The sequence below is a fragment of the Nocardia sp. NPDC050718 genome (assembly GCF_040654235.1).
In the GTDB taxonomy this organism is placed as follows: Bacteria; Actinomycetota; Actinomycetes; order Mycobacteriales; family Mycobacteriaceae; genus Nocardia.
This window is the reverse complement of record NZ_JBFAHQ010000001.1, coordinates 1,450,013-1,469,310: the sequence shown is the minus strand read 5'-3', so window position 1 is coordinate 1,469,310 and position 19,298 is coordinate 1,450,013. Positions and strand designations below refer to the sequence as shown.

The following is a 19,298-nucleotide window of genomic DNA, read 5'->3' as shown; positions in this document are numbered from 1 at the left end:
CGGAACAGACCGCACACATGGGGTTTTCGATGAATCGACAGACCGACGACACGAGCGTCTCGGCCACCGAAGCCGACCGGACAGCCGCTGAACCCGCCGACCACGAGTCGGCGGAGACCGGCGCGCCCGCTGCCCCGACCGGTCCGGCTGACACGGCGCCCGACCCCGGCACGGGCCGACGGCCACCCACCGGCGCGGATGAAGCCGCGGTGACGCGGGTCTTCGGCATCCGCCACCACGGGCCGGGTTCGGCCAGATCGCTGCGCCAGGCGCTCGAGGAATTCGGCCCCGACGCCATCCTCATCGAAGGCCCCGCCGACGCCGACCCGCTCGTCGGATTCGTCGCCGCCGACACCATGACCCCGCCGGTCGCCCTGCTGGCCTACGTCCCGGATTCGCCTGCCCGCGCGGCCTTCTGGCCGTTCGCGGTGTTCTCCCCGGAGTGGCAGGCCATGCGCTACGGCGCCGACCACGCCGTGTCGGTGCGCTTCTGCGATCTCCCCGCCGCGAACGTCCTCGCCGCCGACGACGACGCTCGTGGCGACCGCAGCGACCCCTTGGCCGCCCTGGCCTCGGCAGCGGGCTACGACGACGCCGAACGCTGGTGGGACGCCGTTGTCGAATCCGTCCCGGACAGTGCGGCTTTCGACGCGATCACGGAGGCGATGTCCGCCCTGCGCGAAGACGCGATCCAGACGCCACACGACGATTCGCCGCTCCCCACCGGCCTGCCCACCGCTTCCACAGCGGATCCGGACGACGCCGCACCTGCACCGGGATCGGGCGCCCCGCTACCGGTGGACCCCACGATCGCACCGCTGGTCGTCGATCAGCACACCCTGCGGCGCGAGGCGTACATGCGACAGGTGATGCGGCAGACCCTCAAGGACGGGGCGAAGCGACTGGCCGTGGTGTGCGGCGCCTGGCACGCGCCCGCGCTGACCGGAGCGTTGGGCCCGGCCGCACCGGACGCGCGGCTGCTCAAGGGCTTGCCGAAGATCAAGACCGCGCTGACCTGGGTGCCGTGGACGCATTCGCGGCTGGCGGCGGGCTCGGGGTACGGGGCCGGGGTCACCTCGCCGGGCTGGTATCACCATCTGTTCACCGAGACCGAGCGACCGGTGGCGCGGTGGCTGACGAAGGTCGCCGGCGTGCTGCGGGCGCACGATCTGCCGGTGTCGAGCGCGCACATCATCGAGTCGGTGCGCCTGGCCGACACGCTGGCCGCGCTGCGCGGGCGCCCGCTGGCCGGATTGTCCGAGGTGACCGAGGCCGTGCGCTCGGTGATGTGCGGTGGCGACGAGACCATGCTGCGGCTGGTGATCGACGAACTCGTCGTCGGCGAGACCCTCGGCGGCGTCCCCGAGGACACCCCGACCGTGCCGCTGGCGGCGGATCTGCGGGCGCGGAGCAAGACATTGCGGCTCAAGCAGGAAGCCCTCGCCCGCACGGTCGATCTGGACCTGCGCAAGGAGCGCGATGTCGAGCGCTCGCACCTGCTGCACCGGCTGCGGCTGCTCGGCGTCGACTGGGGCACACCGACCGTCGGCGAGGTCCGCAACACCGGCACCTTCCGGGAGACCTGGACCCTGCGCTGGGAACCGGAATTCGAGGTCCGCATCGTCGAAGCCGCGGTCTGGGGCACCACGCTGCGCACCGCCGCCGAGGCGAAGATCCTCGACACCGCGAGCCGCGACGGGGTCACCGTCGCCGAACTCGCCGACGCGCTGGAGACCGCGCTGCTAGCCGATCTGGGCGGCGCCACCGACGGTCTGATCACCCGGCTGGAAGCGGCCGCCGCCCTCGACCACGACGTCACCCATCTGCTGGGCGCGCTGCCCGGCCTGACCAGGACCCTGCGCTACGGCGACGTCCGCGGCACCGACACCAAGGCGCTGGCCCATGTCGCCGACGGCCTGCTGGTGCGGATCTGCGCCGGGCTGCCCGGCGCGGTCACCGGCCTCGACACCGACGCGGCCGAGGCGCTGCGCGCCCAGATCGATGCCGCGCACACCGCGATCAGCACCCGCGACGACGATCACACCACCACCGAATGGCTGGCCACGCTCCAGCGCATCGCCGACCGCGACGACGTGCACGGCGCGATCAGCGGCCGCGCGGTCCGCCTGCTGTGCGACGCCGAACGCATCGACGACGCCGACTCGGCCCGCCGCCTGGCCGCCGCCCTGTCCGTCGGCAACACCCCCGCCGCCAAGGCCGCCTGGATCGACGGCTTCCTCGGCGGGCGCGGCCTGCTGCTCGTGCACGATCGGGAGTTGTTGCGCCGCATCGACGAGTGGCTCCGCGAACTCACCGAGGACCAGTTCGTCGCCACCCTGCCGCTGCTGCGCCGCACCTTCGGTTCCTTCGAATCCGGGGAGCGCCGCGCCATCGGCCAGGCCCTGCGCGATACCGGTTCCGCACCGGCCGCGGCTACCGGCGCGACCCCCATCGACCCGGCCCGAGGGCAGGCGGCCCTGCGCGCCGCCGCCGCGATCCTGGGCGCCGCCGGATGACCGCGCCACCGGCCCACGGTGCGGTCCTCGCCGCCGCCCGCCGAATCCGGTGCAGCACACCGCCGGAGATCCGAGCTGCGGCCCGGGTATCACCGGCATCCCGACGAATTCCGCTCGAACACCTGGAGCTGCTGCCGTGACCGGTAACGACGAAACCCATTCGCGCCGTTGGCGACTCGTCCTCGGCCAGGCCGCGGAGGAACAGCTCGGCGGCTTGTCCTCGGGCCCTGACCAGGCCATGGACCAGGCCCTCGGCGCCCTCTACAACACCGGTGAGGCAGGCGGATCGACGAAGAGGTCCGGCGGACTCGGTGGTTCGGCACCGCGTGTGGCGCGCTGGCTCGGCGACATCCGCACCTATTTCCCCGCGACCGTGGTCGAGGTGATGCAGCGCGACGCCGTGCAGCGGCTGAACCTCACCCAGCTGCTGCTCGAACCCGAACTGCTGGAATCGGTGGAGCCCGACGTACATCTGGTGGGCACGCTGATGGGGTTGAACCGGGTGATGCCGGAGACCACCAAGGCCACCGCCCGGATGGTGGTCGAGAAGGTGGTGCGCGAGATCGAGCAGCGCATCGCCGCCAAGACCGTCGCCGCGGTCACCGGCGCGATCAATCGCTCGGCCCGCACCCACCGCCCGAAACTGCGCGATATCGACTTCGACCGGACCATCCGCAAGAACCTCGCCAACTATCTGCCCGAGCACCGCACGGTGGTGCCGGAGCGGCTGGTCGGCTACGGGCGCAAGGCGCAGTCGATTCAGCGCGATGTGGTGCTGGCCATCGACCAATCCGGCTCGATGGCGGCCAGCGTCGTCTATGCCTCGGTGTTCGGGGCGGTGCTGGCCTCGATGCGCTCGCTGAAGACCTCGCTGGTGGTGTTCGACACCGAGGTCGTCGACCTCACCGACCAGCTCAGCGACCCGGTCGACGTCCTGTTCGGCACCCAGCTCGGCGGCGGCACCGACATCAACCGCGCCATCGCCTACGCGCAGACGCTGATCACCCGGCCCACCGACAGCCTGTTCGTGCTCATCTCCGATCTGTACGAGGGCGGCGTGCGCGAGGAGATGCTGCGCCGGTGCAACGCGATGAAGGAGGCCGGCGTCCAGGTGGTGGTCCTGCTGGCACTGTCGGACGAGGGCGCGCCCGCCTACGACCACGACAACGCCGCCGCGCTGGCCGCGCTCGGCATCCCCGCCTTCGCCTGCACGCCGGACAAATTCCCCGATCTGCTGGCGGTCGCCCTGGACCGCGGCGACCTCACGCACTGGGCCGACACCAACACTCCCGCCGTGTAGCACCGCGAGTTTCGCTAGGCTGCGAAGCGATCGGGTTCGGTGAACGGGGTGAGGCGATGTTGCGGCGCGGGGAGGTGTTCGCGGGGTTCGTCATCGAGCGGGAGCTGGGGCGCGGGGGCATGGGCGCGGTGTACGCGGCCCGGGACCGGCGGCTGCCCCGGCTGACCGCGCTCAAGCTCATGCACCGTGACCTGTTCACCGACTTCGAGATCCGGACCAGGTTCGAGCGGGAAGCGGACCTGGTCGCGCAGCTGGACCATCCGAACATCATCACCGTCTACGACCGCGGCATGGACGAGGACCGGCTGTGGATCGCCATGCAGTTCGTCGACGGTGTCGACGCGGCGGCGGTTCCGGTGCCGCAGTTCGGGAGCGAGCGGATCGCCCAGGTCGTCACCCAGACCGCGAGCGCACTGGACTACGCGCACCGCCAGGGCGTGCTGCACCGGGACGTGAAACCGGCCAACATCCTGCTCTCCCGCACCGCCGGGGTCGGCGCGGGCTTCGACGAACGCGTCCTGCTCACCGATTTCGGCATCGCGAAGCTCCTCGACGACACCGGCGGCCTCACCCGCACCGGCCAGTTCACCGCCACCATCGCCTACGCCTCCCCCGAACAACTCAGCAGCGCGCCCTTGGACGGCCGCGGCGACCAGTACTCCCTGGCGTGCACCGTCTTCCGGTTGCTCACCGGCAGCGGCCCCTACGACGCCCCCAACCCGGCGACCGTCATGCTCGGCCATCTCAACGCGGTGCCCCCGCGGGCCAGCACCCGGCGGTCCACCTTGTCGCCCGCGGTCGACGCGGTCCTGGCCAAGGCGATGGCCAAGGACCCGGCGCGGCGCTTCCCCACCTGCGCCGATTTCGCGTCCGCCCTCACCGAATCCCTCACGCGCCGAGGGTCTGCCGCGCCGGGCGGGTCCTCGGCCACGCCCCGGACCGCCCTGTCCACGGGTCACGCGCCGGACCACCGATCGGGCACCGACTTCCGTGGCCGTGGCGCCGGACCGGCGACCCACACCGATGCGCCGCAGGCCCGGCGGAACGCCGCAGCGGAGGCGGCCCGCCGGTCCGAGCCGACCGCACGCGGCGCGACATCCGCGGACGGCAGGCCGCGGATCGACATCCGGCACCCGGCGCGACACCCCGGCGCTACCTCGCGCACACCGGGTCCCGGTCGGCACGACCCCGAACAGCAGGCGCCCCGACGCGAACACACGCACCGCAGCAGCGACGCCGTGGCGAGCGCGGGATCGGTGTGGCTGAACGCGGTGCACGGTTGCCTGATCGGCGGTGCGGTCGGGGACGCGCTCGGGGCCCCGATCGAGACCAGAACCCTGCGCCAGATCCGGGACCAGTACGGTCCGGACGGCCTCACCGACACCGATCCACTGCGGATCTCCGAGGAGACGCAGCTGACCGCGTTCACCGTGGAGGCATTGATCCGCGGCTCGGTGCGGGCCAGGGCCAAGGGCATCGGCGGGGCCACCATGGGCCTGCTCCAGCAGGGCATGCTCGTCTGGCTGCGCGGCCAGGTGGTCGACCTGCCCGACCAGCCGTTCGCGCTGCACAGTTCACTCAGCGGCCATCCCGAACTGATCGAGCAACGAGGCGTGGCGAATTCGGTGTACACGGCATTGCGGCAGGCCGCGGCGCGCCGCGCGCCGACCGCCCCGCTCGGCACCCGCAGGCAGCCGATCAACCAGTCCAAGGGCAGCGGTGCGGTGATGCGCGCGGCACCGTGCGGATTCGGGTACGCCGCAGATCGTTCCGGCGCGGCCACCGGGGCGATCTTCGAATTGGGTTGTGACGCGGCCGCACTGACACACGGCCATCCCAGCGGCTGGCTGCCGGCGGGCACCCTCTCGGCGCTGGTCTATCAGCTCGCCCGGGGAAACGACACCACGACGGCGCTCGCCCGCGCCCGGGCCGAACTGGCGACCTATCCCGAGCACGAGGAAACCTCGGCCGCCCTGGACGCCGCGGTCGCGCTGGCCGAGGCGACCGCGCGCACCGGCCGCGGACCGACCCCCGAGGAGGTCGAATCCCTCGGCCAGGGCTGGGTCGGCCCCGAGGCACTGGCCATCGCCGTATTCGCCGTGCTCGCCGCGGAATTCCGGGGCGGCGCCGCGCACGACATCGTCCGCGCCGGACTCCTGCTGTCGGTCAACCACTCCGGCGACAGCGACGCCACCGGCTCGATCACGGGCAGCCTCCTCGGCGCCCGCTACGGCCGCACCGCCCTCCCCCACCGCTGGTCCGACACCGTCGACGCCCGCGCCGCCCTGGACCGCCTCGCCACCGACTACTGCACCGAATTCGGCCTCACCCCACCGCAGGACGACCACGGCCAGCCCACCCCGGACTGGTTCGACCGCTACCCGGCCTAGCCCATCAGCCGCCACCCACGACGACGCCGATTCGGCCCGCCCACTCGCGGCCCGAGCCGGTCCCCAGGAACGCCATCGGCCCCCGGTGGAACGAATCCGCCGGGGGCCGAAGCGACTACGACTCCTACAGGTCCGCGATGGCGGCCAGTGGGGGTGTGCGGGCCGCGCGGACACCGGGCCAGACGGCGGCCAGGACGCCGACGACGCCGGAGGCGATCAGGACGGTGACCAGTTGCGACCACGGGATGGTGATCTGGTCGATGCCCAGGTCGCGCAGGGTGCGCAGGAAGCCGACGCCGAGGGCGATGCCGAGGACCAGGCCGACGATGGCGCCGAAGATGGCGATCAGCATGGATTCCAGGTAGATCGTGCGACGGACCTGGGAACGCTGGGTGCCGACGGCGCGCAGCATGCCGATCTCGCGACGGCGTTCGACCACCGACAGCGCGAGCGTGTTGATGATGCCGAGCACCGCGATCACCACGGCCAGGGCGAGCAGGCCGTAGAGGATGGCGAGCAGGGTGTTGATCTGCTGGCCCTGGGCGCCCTTGAACTGCTCGGCATCCTGCACCTGCACGACGACGAACGGTTCGGTGGCCTTCTCCAGATTCGCCCGCATGGCGGTGAGATCGGTGCCGGGCGCCGCCTTCACCAGCACGTAGATGTTGGTGCGCAGGCTCTGCGGCATCAGCTGTTCGTAGACGCCGGGGTCGACGACCATCGGGCCGAGCAGCGGCGAGTTGGCGAAGATGCCGCCGACGGTCAGCTCGAGCTGCTTGTTGTCCAGGCTGGTGATGCCGACCTTGTCGCCGACCTTCCAGCCGCGATCGGTGGCTTCCTTCTCATCGACGAGCAGCCCGTTCGGGGCGATGGTGGTGGAGCCGCTGAGCACGTCGATGTTCATCACCGGGTCGATCGGGCCGTCCGGGGAGGTGGCGCCGATCTGTTCCTTGCCGACCTTGAAGGCGACCACCCGGATGCCGGTGACATCGCTGACACCGGGCACCTCGGCGCGCACGGCGTCGACCGCGCCGATCGGCACACCGATCATCTGCGGACCGGCGAGCACGTATTCGGCCTCGACGCCCTTGTCGATCAGCACGCTGACGCTGGTCTTCGCGGAGGCGCCGAGGATGCCGATCGCCGAGACCAGCATCAGGCCCAGCGTCAGCGCGAACGCGGTGGCGGCGGTGCGGCGCGGGTTGCGCACGGCGTTGTTGCGGGCCATCTGGCCGATCGCGCCGAACGGGCGGGTGAGCACGCCGAGCACGAGCACCATCGGCCGCGACAGCGCGGGCGCGGCGAGCAGGACGGCCAGGATCAGGCCGAGCGCGCCGATGCCGACGGTCACCGCGGCGCTCTTGCCGGTGCCCTGGGCACCGACGTACACGAGCACGCCACCGGCGACGGCCATGACCGCGCCGATCACCGTGCGAATGCGCAGCGAGTCACCGGCACTGGCGAATTCGGACCGCATCGCCTCCACCGGCGGCACCTTCGCGGCCCGCCGGGCGGGCGCGTAGGCACTGGCGACGGTGACGATGAGGCCCACCAGCAGCGCCACGATCGCGGTGCGCGGCAGCACCGTCAGCGATCCGGTGGGCAGGCCCAGGTCGAAGGCGTTGAGCAGGGCGGACAGACCGAACGCGAGCCCGATGCCCGCGATCAGGCCGAGCACGCTGCCGATCACACCGATCACCACGGCCTCGACGACCACCGAGCGGCCCACCTGCTGACGGCTCGCGCCGATCGCCCGCAGCAGCGCCAGCTCACGCAGGCGCTGGGCGACGATCATCGAGAAGGTGTTGTAGATGATGAACGTGCCGACGATCAGCGCGATCGCGCCGAAGGCGAGCAGGAAGTAGTTGATGAAGGTGAGTGCCTCGGAGACCTGCTTCTTCATGTCCTCGCGGACCTCGTCGGCGTTCTGCACCTTGTAGTTGGGCAGGCCGGCGGCGAGCTTGTCGCGCAGGTCGTCGGCCGAGACGCCCGGCGACGCCGCGATATCGGCGTAGGCGACGTGTGAGCCGTCGGTGAACAGCTTTCGGCCCTGCGGCTCGGTGAACATCACCGCGACCACCCCGCCGCCCTCGGTGCCGGGCATCTCGTAGATGCCGGTCAGCGTCACCTCGAACGGGTCGCCCTTGGACGGGACGAGCACCTTGGTCTTGTCGCCGACCTTCAGCCCGGCCTTCTCGGCACCGCTGGTGTTGAGCGCGATCTCGCCCGACTGGGTGGGCGGCCCACCGGCGACGAAGGTGTTGGGCTCCTCGACCGACTGCTCCGGCGGCAGGTAGGACAGGCCGAAACTCGGCGCGCCACCGGTCTGCACGGCCTTCTTGCCGTCGGGTTCGAGCAGCACCACCGGGCCGTTGACGGCCGGGGCGACCCGGTCGACACCCTCGGTCTTGGCCAGCGCGTCGACGATATTGGTCGGCAGGCCCAGCGACTGCTGGTCCTTGGGGCCGACGCGCACGTCGACGCCCTGGGCCTGGCCCTCGAAGATGCCGTCGAAGGTGCGCTGCAGGGTGTCGGTGAAGACGAACGACCCGGAGATGAAGGCGGTGCCGAGCACCACCGACAGCAGGGTCAGGGCCAGGCGCACCTTGTGCGCGGCGAGATTGCGCAAGGCGACCTTGCGCATGGGGTTCGTGCTCACTTGGTCTCCAGCGCCTTCATCCGGTCGAGGATGGAATCCTGGGTCGGATCGCGCAGTTCGTCGACGATCCGGCCGTCGGCGAGGAACACGACGCGATCGGCGTAGGCGGCCGCGCGCGGATCGTGGGTGACGATCACGACGGTCTGGCCGAACTCGTCGACCGAGGCGCGCAGGATCGAGAGCACCTCACCGGAGGAGTGCGAGTCCAGGTTGCCGGTCGGTTCGTCGCCGAAGATGATCTCCGGCTTGCCGACCAGGGCGCGCGCGCACGCGACGCGCTGCTGCTGACCGCCCGACAGCTCCGAGGGCCGGTGGTCGAGCCGGTCGCCGAGGCCGAGGCGCTTGACGACGGTGTCGAGCCACTCCTGGTCGGCCTTGCGGCCCGCGATGTCGAGCGGCAGGGTGATGTTCTCCAGCGCCGTCAGCGTGGGCACCAGGTTGAACGCCTGGAACACGAAACCGATGCGGTCGCGGCGCAGCGCGGTCATCTGCTTGTCCGACAGCCCGGTCAGCGCGGTGTCACCGATGCGGACCTGGCCCGCGCTGGCGCTGTCGAGCCCGGCCAGGCAGTGCATGAGCGTGGACTTGCCCGAACCGGAGGGCCCCATGATCGCGGTGAACTCACCCTTGGCGAAGTTCGCCGACACTCCATCCAGGGCTGTGACCTGGGTGTCTCCCGATCCGTACAGCTTGACCAGGTCTTGTGCGGCGGCCGCGATCTCGGTGTCGGCCGCCGCGTCGACGGCCTCGGTGCCCATGGCGTGCGAAGTCATGGTGTCCAGTCTGTCTGTCCGCCGGAAACCGCGCCATCCGGGATCCCCCCGATACCTACCGGATGACCCACTCGAACGCCGCCGCCTCCGACCGCGCGCCCTCGGCGGCGCGGGAGCGATTCGGTTCGCCGAGGTCGGCGAGCAGCTCCTCGGTGAGGCCGACCAGGCTCGCCAGCGACGCCGGGGTGAACCAGTCCGGCCTGGTGGCGAACAGGATGTCCTCGGAGGCGGTGTTGCCGCTCGCGCCGGGCGCGAACGGGCACCCGCCGAGACCACCGAGCGCGCCGTCGACCATGGTGGCGCCCGCCGCGACGGCGGCGAGGGTGTTGGCCACGCCCATGCCCCAGGTGTCGTGGCCGTGGAAGACGATGCGGCGCGCCGGGGTGGTGTCGCGGACGGCCGTCACCAGCGCGCTCACCTGGCCGGGGTGCGCCTGGCCGAGGGTGTCGGCCAGGACGATGTCGGCGGCGCCCTCGGTGCGCGGGTCGCGGGCGATGCCGAGCACCCGTTCGGGATCGACGGGACCATCGAACGGGCAGGTGAAGCTGGTGGCCAGGCACAGCTGGATCTCGCCGCCCGCCTCGCGCGTCAGCCGGATCGCGTCGGGCATCGCGGCCACCGACGCCTCGGTGTCGCGGCCGATATTGGCCCGGTTGTGCGCGTCCGACGCCGAGAAGCAGTACTGGAAATTGCGGGCGCCCGCCGCGGCCGCCTTCTCGATGTGCCGCGGCGTGGCCACCCAGACCCAGCATTTCGCCAGCTCGTCAGGGGTGAGCGCGGCGATCAGCTCGAGCGAGTTGGCCATCGGCGGCACCAGATCCGGCCGGGCCATCGAGCCGATCTCCAGCGCGGGCACGCCCGCGGCCAGCAGCCGCCGGACGACGTCGATCTTCTGCTCGGTCGGCAGCACCTTGCCGGTCAGCTGCAATCCGTCGCGCAGGGTGACATCACGCAGCAGCGGCGCGGTCATCGCCGCTGGTCCGGTTCCTGGGCGGGCACGCACATGACCCCGCCGCACGGCTTGTCACCGACGCTGGCCGGCGTCGGATGCACGGTCGGGCGCACGTGACCGGGGCCACGCTGTTCCCACTTGCTGCGCACCGGTGGGCGGCGTCTGCCGTGTACTCGCCTGCTCACGATGCCTCCAGCGCGTCGATCTCGTCTTGCGTCATCCCGAGCAGCTCGCCGAGCACCTGGGCGGTGTGTTCGCCGAGGTCGGGGCCGACATTGCGAATCGGCAGCGACTGTCCCCCGATCACCGGGACGATGCCGGGGAACCCCACCTGCTTGGGTTCGGGCTCGCCCACGTCGACGGGGAACGACTGGATCATATTGCGTGCGCGGTACTGCTCGTCGGCCACGATGTCGGCGGCGGTGTAGATCGGGCCGCACGGGATGGCCGCCTCGTCGAGGATCTTCAGCGCCTCGTCGCGGGTGTGCTCGACCGTCCACTCCGCGATCGAGGCGTCCAGGCGTTCCCGATTGCGCCAGCGACCCGCGTTGTCGGCCAGCTCGGGATCGGCCGCCAGGTCGGGACGCCCGATGACCTGCATGTAGCGCTGGAAGATGGCATCGCCGTTGCCGCCGATGATGATGCTGTAGCCGTCACTGGTCGGATAGGCGTTGCTGGGCGCGATGCCCTCCATCCGGCCGCCGACCCGCTCCCGGTTGATGCCGTAGGCGAGGTGGTCGGGGACCAGCGATTCCATCACCGACAGGATCGACTCGTTGAGCGCGACGTCGATGATCCGCTCGGGCTGCGGCACCGGGCCACTGACCCGCTCACGCTGGAACAGCGCCATCACGGTGCCGAAGGCGGCGTAGATGCCCGCGATCGAGTCGCCGATCGACACCCCCACCCGCACCGGCGGGCGGTCGGGGTCGCCGACGAGTTCGCGCAGGCCGCCCACGGCCTCGGCGACGGCGGCGAACCCGGGACGCGCGGCCATCGGGCCGGTCTGGCCGTAGGCGGAGATCCGGGTGATGACCAGCTTCGGGTTCACCTCCTCGAGCACCTCGGGCCCCAGGCCCCATTTCTCCAGCATGCCGGGCCGGAAGTTCTCCAGCAGCACGTCGCAGTGCCGCAGCAGGTCGAGCACGATCGCCCGGCCCGCCTCGGTGCGCAGGTCGAGCACGATCGACTTCTTGTTGCGGTTGACCGTGCGATACAGCATGGAGGTGTCGCCGCCGTAGAGCCGCCAGTTGCGTAACTCGTCGCCCGTTCCCGGGCGCTCCACCTTGATCACCTCGGCGCCGAAGTCGCCCAGAATGCGACCGGCGGTGGGAGCGGCGACATAGTTGCCGAGTTCCAGGACGCGCACTCCATCCAACGGCCGAATATTCTCATCCGCCACCCCGCGACCTTAGCGTGTCGTCCGGGAGCTCGGCAGTTGGTGGTCGGGCTCGCGTCGTGTGCGCCACGGCGGGGAGGTGGTCGGGGAGTTACCCATGTCCTCGCGGGATCACCCGGTCACCTCCCGCCCCGTGGTCAGCTGGCGAGGAGTTCCGGTTCCTCGACGATGGAGTAGTGCTCGGCGTTGCCTTCGAGGACGGTGCTCGGCTTGCCGTCGACGCCGATCGGGATGTCGCCGGCGAGGGTGATGCGGGTCAGGCGGCGGGGCTGGTTGTCGTAGTCGTCGATGGCGTAGTGCTGGGTGGCGCGGTTGTCCCAGATGGCGACGTCGCCGTCGGACCAGGTCCAGCGGGTGGTGTTCTCCAGGCGGGTGACGCGGTCCTGGAACAGGCGGAACAGCGCCTGCGACTCGCTGGTGGACAGGCCGACGAAGTTCTTCACGAAGTGGCCGAGCAGCAGCGCGCGCTCGCCGGTCTCCGGGTGCACGCGCACCACCGGGTGCTCGGTCTCGTAGTAGGTGGACTGGAACTCCGCGCGGTACTCCGCGGTCTTCGGGCGCAGCGGCTCGACATTGCGGGCGGCGTAGTCGTAGACGTTGGTGTGCACGGCGCGCAGGTTCTCGGCGAGCGCCTTCAGCGGTTCGGGCAGCGAGTCGTAGGCCGCGACGGTGGAGGCCCAGGTGGTCGAGCCGCCGTAGGTCGGTAGGTACTCCGCGCGCAGGATGGACGCCTTCGGGATGCGGTCGACGAAGGTGACATCGGTGTGCCAGGAGTTGGCGCGGCCGGTCTCGGAATCGATGGCCAGGCTCTTGACGCCGTGCGAGGTCACCGTGGGGTGCGGCGTCGTCGGGCTGCCGAGCAGCTGCGCGAACTCGTGCTGGCCGTCCTCGGTGAGGTGCTGCTGACCGCGGAAGAAGATGACCTTGTGCTCGTTGAGCGCGCGCCGGATCGTCGCGACGGTCGCCGCGTCCAGGTCACCCCCCAGACGGACGCCGTCCACCTGGGCGCCGATGTGGGCGCCGAGCTTGGTCACCGTCAGGGCGGCGGGGATGGCGTGGTCGACCGTCATGGGAGATCACCTCTGTCGTTGTGGAACGGTTGGTATGCCTCCAGCACACCGCGAATTCCGTTCGGCAGACAGGTTTTCCCTCCGGGTGATCGGAACCGTCAGCCCAGGTTCTCCCGCAGGTAGGCGAGGTCCTCGGCGACTCCCTCGGCCGGGGTCTCCAGGATGACCGGGGCGCCCGCCGTGCGGCAGACCTCGGCCAGCAGCTGCGGGTCGATGGTGCCGTCGGCGAAGTTGGCGTGCCGGTCGGCGCCGGAGTCGAACTCGTCACGCGAGGAGTTCAGGTGGACCAGGTCGATGCGGCCGGTGATGGCCTTGATCCGCTCGACGACGCCGACCAGTTCCTCACCGCCCGCCCAGGCGTGGCAGGTGTCGAGGCAGAAGCCGGCGCCGTAGTCGCCGACCGCGTCCCAGAGCCGGGCGATCGAGTCGAAGTGCCTGGCCATCGCGTGATTGCCGCCCGCGGTGTTCTCGATCAGGATCGGCACCGCGAAGCCGCCCTTGTCCTGCTGGCGTTCGAACAGCTTGCGCCAGTTGTCGATTCCGGTATCGAGCTCGGCGTCGGAGCGCACGTGTCCGCCGTGCACGACCAGGCCGAACGCGCCGAGCTCGGCGGCGGCCTTCGCCTGCTGGGCCACCGCGTTGCGCGAGGGCATCCGCAGCCGGTTGTTCAGGCTGGCCACATTGATCTGATAGGACGAGTGCACGACCACATCGATCGGGCTGGCCAGGATCTCGGCGGCCTTCGGGTGCGGCTGCGGTTTGTCCCAGCTCTGCGGATCGACCACGAACAGCTGGATGACCTCGGCGCCGAGCTTCTCGCCGAAGCCGATCGGATCGCTCTCGTCGCGAACGTGTGCTCCAATGCGCATGACGTCACCCTAAACCGCGGCACCGACAGCATCGGCGGATGTTGCGAAGCGGGGGCGTCGGGAGATACATCGGTAGAATTTCGACGGGTGCTCTGCCCTGGAGGGGGTGACTTCGCGGTGTTGCGCAAAGGCGACGTGTTCGCCGGGTACACGATCCGGCGCGTGCTCGGCTACGGCGGGATGGGCGTGGTCTACCTGGCCCGGCACCCCCGCCTGCCCCGGCTCACCGCGCTCAAGCTGCTCAGCCGCGACCTGTCCGCCGACGACGAGATCCGCCACCGTTTCGAACGCGAGGCCGACCTGGTCGCCCAGCTCGAGCACCCGAACATCGTCAACGTCTACGACCGCGGCAACGACGACGACCAGCTGTGGATCTCCATGCAGTTCGTGGCTGGCACCGACGTGGCGACCGCCGACGTCAACGTGCTGACGCCCGGCCGCGCGGTGCAGATCGCCGCCGAGACCGCGACCGCGCTGGATTTCGCGCACGCGAGCGGGGTCCTGCACCGGGATGTGAAACCGGCCAACATCCTGCTCGCCAAGCCGCCGATCGGACGCCCGGAACGAGTGGTGCTCACCGATTTCGGCATCGCGGCCGTGCGCGACAGCGAGACGACGCTGTCCTCGGCGGGCAGCATCACCGCCACCCTGGCCTACGCGGCGCCCGAGCATCTCGCGGGCGCGCCGCTGGATCACCGCGCCGACCAGTACTCGCTGGCCTGCACCCTGTTCTGGATGCTGACCGGCTCGGTGCCGTTCCCCGGCCCGAATCCGGCCGCGGTGATCCAGGCGCACATGAGCAAGCCGGTGCCGCCGCTGCGCAGCCTGCGCCCCGACCTGCCGTCGACCCTGGACACCGTGCTGGCCAGGGCCACCGCCAAGCAGCCGCGGGCGCGCTACGACAGCTGCGCGGAGTTCGCCGGGGCGGCCAAGGCCGCGCTGTTCGCGGTGCCAGGCCCGTGGCAGCACCAGCAGCACCAGCAGACGGCGACCGGGGTGGTGCTGCGCGCCCGCGAACCGTATCCGCAGCAGCCCTATTCGCGCCCGGCCACGCCGCCGCAGCCCTATCGTCAGGCGCCGACCACGCCGGCCCAGCCGCACACGCAGGTGCCGCGACCGGCGACACCCGCGCAGCCACATCCGCACGCACCGCGCCCGACGACCGGCAACACCGCCATCCCACCGCGGCGCGGCACCCAGCGGCCGGGCACCATCGATTTCCCCGGTGGCCGTAACCATCCCGGCTACATCGTGCCGCCACAACCACGGCGACCACCGTGATCGGGGCGTCCTGGTCGGTCGCTTCGCTGCCCACCGTCCGCGCGGTCACCGACTGCTAAGGTTTCGTTGAATTTTCCCGTGGCGGGCCACCCGGCCGCGGCTTTCTTGCTGTACGCGCGTGCGCTGGTGGGTCCCGGCGCACGGCGGGAAGTGGAGCAGACATGCTGGCCAACGGAGATGTCTTCGCCGGCTACGTCATCGAACGGCAGCTCGGCCGGGGTGGCATGGGTTCGGTCTATCTGGCCAAGCACCCGCGCCTGCCGCGGATGACGGCACTGAAGTTGCTCAATCGCGAGATGTTCTTCGATCAGGAGGTGCGGGCGCGGTTCGAACGGGAGGCGGACCTGGTCTCGCGCCTGGATCACCCGAACATCGTCACCGTCTACGACCGCGGTCTCGACGACGAGCAGTTGTGGATCTCGATGCAGTTCATCGACGGCATCGACGCCGCCTCGGTGGACCCGCAGACGCTGCCGCCCGCCCGCGCGCTGCAGATCGTCAAGGAGACCGCCGACGCGCTGGACTACGCGCACGGCATGGGCGTGCTGCACCGCGACGTGAAACCGGCCAACATCCTGCTCGCCCGCTCGGGCGCGGGCCGCGGCGAACGGGTCTACCTCACCGACTTCGGCATCGCCCGGCTGCGCGACGACACCGGTCATCTCACCCAGACCGGCACCTTCACCGCGACCCTGGCCTACGCCTCGCCCGAGCAACTGACCGGCGCCGCGCTGGACCACCGCTCCGACCAGTACTCGCTGGCCTGCACGCTGTTCTGGCTGTTCACCGGGTCGGGTCCGTTCACCGCCACCAATCCGGCCGCGGTCATCCAGGGCCACCTGCAGCAACCGCCGCCGCCGCTGAGCAGCGTGCGGCCCGGTCTGTCCTACGCCCTCGACAGCGTGCTGGCCAAGGCCATGGCCAAGCGACCAGACGACCGTTTCGACTCCTGTTCGGACTTCGCGAACGCGGCGATCACCGCGCTCAACAACCCGAGCGCGCCCGCGCTGCCGATCGTCGGCCCGCGCCCGACCACGGGCGGCGCGATCCCGGTGACCGGCGGTCCGCGCCCGACCACCGGCGGCGCGATCCCGCAGACCGGATCGCCGTATCCGCTTGCCGGGCAGGGCCCGATGACCGGCGGACCGATGGGCACGGCCGCGCCGGGCCCGATGACCGGCGGCCCGATGACGGCCGGTCCGATGACCGCGGGTCCGATGACGGCCGGTCCGATGGCCAACCAGTCGCCCGCACCGCTGACCGGTGGCGCCGCGACACAGCACCCGTACACCCAGCAGTCCCGGCCGCAGTATCCAACGCCGCCCGGACCGCCGCGTCCGCCGGCGAACAACTTCGCGCAGTACCCGCAGGGTCCGCGACCGCCGTCGAAGTCGAACACCGGCCTGATCGTCGGCATCGTCGTCGCCGTGGTCGTGGTGCTCGCGCTGCTGGTCGGCATCGGTATCGCGGTCAGCGGCGACGATTCGGGCGGCGGCTCCACCACGACGACCAGCGCGTCGGCGGGCAAGCACGTCACCCCGAACGCCGACGCGATCAGCGCCGAGTTCGGCCGGATGGTGCCCGCGAACGTCGACGGCGACACCGGCTACAACGGGGCCTCCTGCTGGGAGACCGATTCCAGCTACACGCCGTCGCCCAACGACGGTGACCCCGATTTCGGCTCCTGGGCCTGGCAGTGGCGCTGCTACGACGGCGGCGGCAGCGGCGGCAACGATCCGTTCTACCGGATCTACGTCTACAACTCGGCTGCCGATGTGCAGGCGGTGATCAGCGGCCTGCCGACCAACACCAAGTCGGTGGATACCAACGGCGGCAAGCAGTACACCAACTACAAGTACACCGACAACGGGAACAAGATCATCACCCAGTTCACCGGTGACCCCGATCGCGCGCAGTTCCTGATGTTCACCGACGGCTACGGCAAGGCCGACGAGGTGCTGCGCTGGTGGCGTTCGGCCCCGCTCAACTGATGTCGATGCTCGACCGGGACGACGTCTTCGCCGGATACACCATCGAGCGGTTGCTCGGCCGCGGCGGCATGGGCTCGGTGTATCTGGCGCGGCATCCGCGCCTGCCCCGGCGCACCGCGATGAAGCTGCTGAACCGGGAACTGTTCGACGACACCGAGATCCGGGCCAGGTTCGAACGCGAGGCCGACCTGGTCGCGCAGCTGGAGCATCCGAACATCGTCACCGTCTACGACCGTGGCGTCGAGAACAACCAGCTGTGGATCTCGATGCGCTACATCGACGGCGCCGACGCGGCCTCGCTGCCCGCCCCGGTCGATCCGGCGCGGGCGGTGCGCATCGTCGCCGAGACCGCGGCGGCGCTGGACTTCGCGCACAGCCGCAGCGTGCTGCACCGCGACGTGAAACCGGCGAACATCCTGATCGAACCGGTCGACGACACCGAACGCGTCTACCTCACCGACTTCGGCATCGCGCGCCTGCACGACGACAACGCCGCCAAGCTCACCCAGACCGGCACCTTCACCGCCACCCTGGCTTTCGCCTCGCCCGAACAGCTCTCCGGCATCGCCCTGGACGGCCGCGCCGACCAGTACTCGCTGGCCTGCACCCTGTACCGGCTGCTCACCGGGACAACGCCGTTCGACGCGAGCAACCCGGTCACGGTGATCCAGGGCCACCTGCAACAGCCGCCGCCCCGCGCCAGCGCGCTGCGCGCCGAGCTGCCCGCGGCACTGGACGCGGTGATCGCCCGCGGCATGGCCAAGCGGCCGGACGAGCGTTTCGCCACCTGCGCCGAGTTCGCCGCGGCCGCCGGGCAGGCGCTGGCCGGTCCCGGTACGGGACAGCGGTTCCCGGCCTCGGCCCAGACCAGGACGTATCCGCCGAACTCGCCGTTCACCCCGGCGCCGGGGTTGCCGATCGCCGGGAACGGGACGGTCGGACCGAACTCGGCTGTCGGCGTGGGCAATCCGTCGTGGCCGGGCGGCGGGCAGCCGTCCTCGCCTGGCATCCCACAGCCGACCTGGCCTGAGGCACAACAGTCCTCCTCCCCGGGGATTCCGCAGGCAGGGTGGCCCGGCGCGCAGCAGCCGTCCTCGCCCGGCCTTCAGCAACCTTCGTGGCCCGGGGCGCAGCAGCCGGTATGGGCGAGTGAGCAACCATCGCCTGTTGCGGGGATGCCGCAGGGTTCGTGGCAGGGTGGCGCGCCGAGCAGGACGGCCGAGCGGCCGCGGGACGGCGGGTCGCCGCGGGCCGCGGGGGCTCGGTCGAAGGTGGCCGACGACTATCTCGGCCGGAAGCGGGATTCCCGCTGGCAGGCGTCACCGGTGGGGTGGGTCGCGCTGATCGTCCTGCTCGGGCTGGTGATCTGGATGATCGTGGGCGTCCTGCGGAGTCCCGAGGACACGACGTCGGGCGCGCCGCCCGTCGAGTCGACCGAGCCGACCGAGCCGACCACGGTCGCGCCCACCACCGTCGTCACCCAGCGCCCGTCGAGCACCGCGCCGACGACCAGCGATCGCAGGGTGATCGGCGCGAACGCCGCGCAGCTCAGCGACCAGTTCCCGCGCATGCTCCCGCAGACCAGCGCGAGCAACCTGGTGCATGCAGGTTCCGGGCTGGGCAACGCGGGCTGCTTCGCCTACGACCGCACCACCGCCAGCCGCGACAGCGACGACGCCGACATGGGCGACTGGGTGGTCATGTGGCACTGCTTCGGCGGCGGCAACAAGGCGACCTACGAGTTCTTCCTCTACCCCTCCGCCGACCAGGCGAAGCAGGCGATCGCGGCGCTGCCCGCCAACGACGCCCGGGCCGCGACGCACACCGGGCACAGCTACACGAACTTCGTCCTCCAGGGCAGCCAGGCGCGGTCCCCGCGCATGGTCACCCGGTTCGACGCCGACCCGGCCCGCGCCGCGATGCTCATGTACAGCCGGGGGTTCATCGCCGACGAGGCGCAGATGCTGGAGTGGTGGCACACCGCGCCACTGACCTGAGCCGTCACCGACACGTTCGCGGGCGTTGGGGCGTGGGCACAGGTTTCGCCGGAAGCGCGGCCGGTGCAGGCCCTCGCCCGCCGAGGTGAGTGTCAGGCGCT

Annotated in this window: 13 protein-coding genes; 6 read left to right on the top strand and 7 right to left on the bottom strand. The window is 71.0% G+C overall.

The features are described 5' to 3' along the window. The first annotated feature begins 29 nt into the window (after positions 1 to 29). The 3 genes from AB0H54_RS06865 to AB0H54_RS06855 all read left to right on the top strand — a co-directional run bounded on the left by AB0H54_RS06865 (position 30) and on the right by AB0H54_RS06855 (position 6,206). A complete protein-coding gene (locus tag AB0H54_RS06865) occupies positions 30 to 2,516 on the top strand; it encodes a DUF5682 family protein (protein ID WP_357343342.1) in 2,487 nt (828 codons plus the stop codon). 136 nt (positions 2,517 to 2,652) lie between these two features. Further along, positions 2,653 to 3,816, top strand: coding sequence for a VWA domain-containing protein (locus AB0H54_RS06860; protein ID WP_355276218.1), 1,164 nt, complete (start codon positions 2,653 to 2,655; stop codon positions 3,814 to 3,816). Positions 3,817 to 3,872: 56 nt separating this feature from the next. Then, a complete protein-coding gene (locus AB0H54_RS06855) occupies positions 3,873 to 6,206 on the top strand; it encodes an ADP-ribosylglycohydrolase family protein (RefSeq protein ID WP_357343340.1) in 2,334 nt (777 codons plus the stop codon). 124 nt (positions 6,207 to 6,330) lie between these two features. Here the strand turns inward: AB0H54_RS06855 and AB0H54_RS06850 are convergent, their stop codons facing one another. The 7 genes from AB0H54_RS06850 to AB0H54_RS06820 form a co-directional block, all read right to left on the bottom strand. After that, the gene (locus AB0H54_RS06850) at positions 6,331 to 8,850 is read right to left on the bottom strand and encodes an FtsX-like permease family protein (protein ID WP_357344235.1); all 2,520 of its coding nucleotides are present in this window, start codon (positions 8,848 to 8,850) and stop codon (positions 6,331 to 6,333) included. An 11-nt stretch (positions 8,851 to 8,861) separates the two neighbouring features. Next, positions 8,862 to 9,638 carry an ABC transporter ATP-binding protein gene (locus AB0H54_RS06845; protein WP_355276227.1) on the bottom strand — a complete coding sequence of 259 codons (777 nt, stop codon included), beginning with the start codon at positions 9,636 to 9,638 and terminating at the stop codon, positions 8,862 to 8,864. A 55-nt stretch (positions 9,639 to 9,693) separates the two neighbouring features. Further along, positions 9,694 to 10,608: a hydroxymethylglutaryl-CoA lyase gene (locus AB0H54_RS06840; protein ID WP_355276228.1), complete on the bottom strand. Its 915-nt coding sequence runs from the start codon at positions 10,606 to 10,608 to the stop codon at positions 9,694 to 9,696. Then, the gene (locus AB0H54_RS06835; protein WP_357343337.1) at positions 10,605 to 10,775 is read right to left on the bottom strand and encodes a hypothetical protein; all 171 of its coding nucleotides are present in this window, start codon (positions 10,773 to 10,775) and stop codon (positions 10,605 to 10,607) included. Before AB0H54_RS06835 ends, AB0H54_RS06840 begins: the two co-directional genes overlap by 4 nt. Next, positions 10,772 to 11,977, bottom strand: coding sequence for a CaiB/BaiF CoA-transferase family protein (locus AB0H54_RS06830; protein WP_355276555.1), 1,206 nt, complete (start codon positions 11,975 to 11,977; stop codon positions 10,772 to 10,774). The genes AB0H54_RS06835 and AB0H54_RS06830 overlap by 4 nt, the downstream gene beginning before the upstream one ends. Before the next feature lie 149 nt (positions 11,978 to 12,126). Continuing rightward, positions 12,127 to 13,059 carry a TauD/TfdA family dioxygenase gene (locus tag AB0H54_RS06825; RefSeq protein ID WP_357343335.1) on the bottom strand — a complete coding sequence of 311 codons (933 nt, stop codon included), beginning with the start codon at positions 13,057 to 13,059 and terminating at the stop codon, positions 12,127 to 12,129. 98 nt (positions 13,060 to 13,157) lie between these two features. Further along, positions 13,158 to 13,928 (bottom strand): deoxyribonuclease IV, encoded by a 771-nt coding sequence (locus AB0H54_RS06820; RefSeq protein WP_357343333.1) that lies wholly within the window; start codon positions 13,926 to 13,928, stop codon positions 13,158 to 13,160. A 117-nt stretch (positions 13,929 to 14,045) separates the two neighbouring features. On the opposite strand from AB0H54_RS06820, the gene AB0H54_RS06815 reads away from it, so the two are divergent. From AB0H54_RS06815 to AB0H54_RS06805, 3 genes are all read left to right on the top strand, one after another. Beyond that, the gene (locus tag AB0H54_RS06815) at positions 14,046 to 15,209 is read left to right on the top strand and encodes a protein kinase (protein ID WP_357343331.1); all 1,164 of its coding nucleotides are present in this window, start codon (positions 14,046 to 14,048) and stop codon (positions 15,207 to 15,209) included. Positions 15,210 to 15,370: 161 nt separating this feature from the next. Further along, positions 15,371 to 17,200 (top strand): protein kinase, encoded by a 1,830-nt coding sequence (locus AB0H54_RS06810; protein WP_357343329.1) that lies wholly within the window; start codon positions 15,371 to 15,373, stop codon positions 17,198 to 17,200. Beyond that, a complete protein-coding gene (locus tag AB0H54_RS06805; RefSeq protein ID WP_357343327.1) occupies positions 17,176 to 19,197 on the top strand; it encodes a protein kinase in 2,022 nt (673 codons plus the stop codon). The genes AB0H54_RS06810 and AB0H54_RS06805 overlap by 25 nt, the downstream gene beginning before the upstream one ends. Positions 19,198 to 19,298: the final 101 nt, after the last annotated feature.

Excerpts from the sequence above, each read along its gene's own strand:
- AB0H54_RS06865 (WP_357343342.1), top strand. The coding sequence starts at position 30 with ATGAATCGACAGACCGACGACACGAGCGTCTCGGCCACCGAAGCCGAC.
- AB0H54_RS06855 (WP_357343340.1), top strand. The coding sequence starts at position 3,873 with ATGTTGCGGCGCGGGGAGGTGTTCGCGGGGTTCGTCATCGAGCGGGAG.
- AB0H54_RS06850 (WP_357344235.1), bottom strand. The coding sequence starts at position 8,850 with ATGCGCAAGGTCGCCTTGCGCAATCTCGCCGCGCACAAGGTGCGCCTG.
- AB0H54_RS06845 (WP_355276227.1), bottom strand. The coding sequence starts at position 9,638 with ATGACTTCGCACGCCATGGGCACCGAGGCCGTCGACGCGGCGGCCGAC.
- AB0H54_RS06840 (WP_355276228.1), bottom strand. The coding sequence starts at position 10,608 with ATGACCGCGCCGCTGCTGCGTGATGTCACCCTGCGCGACGGATTGCAG.
- AB0H54_RS06825 (WP_357343335.1), bottom strand. The coding sequence starts at position 13,059 with ATGACGGTCGACCACGCCATCCCCGCCGCCCTGACGGTGACCAAGCTC.
- AB0H54_RS06820 (WP_357343333.1), bottom strand. The coding sequence starts at position 13,928 with ATGCGCATTGGAGCACACGTTCGCGACGAGAGCGATCCGATCGGCTTC.
- AB0H54_RS06810 (WP_357343329.1), top strand. The coding sequence starts at position 15,371 with ATGCTGGCCAACGGAGATGTCTTCGCCGGCTACGTCATCGAACGGCAG.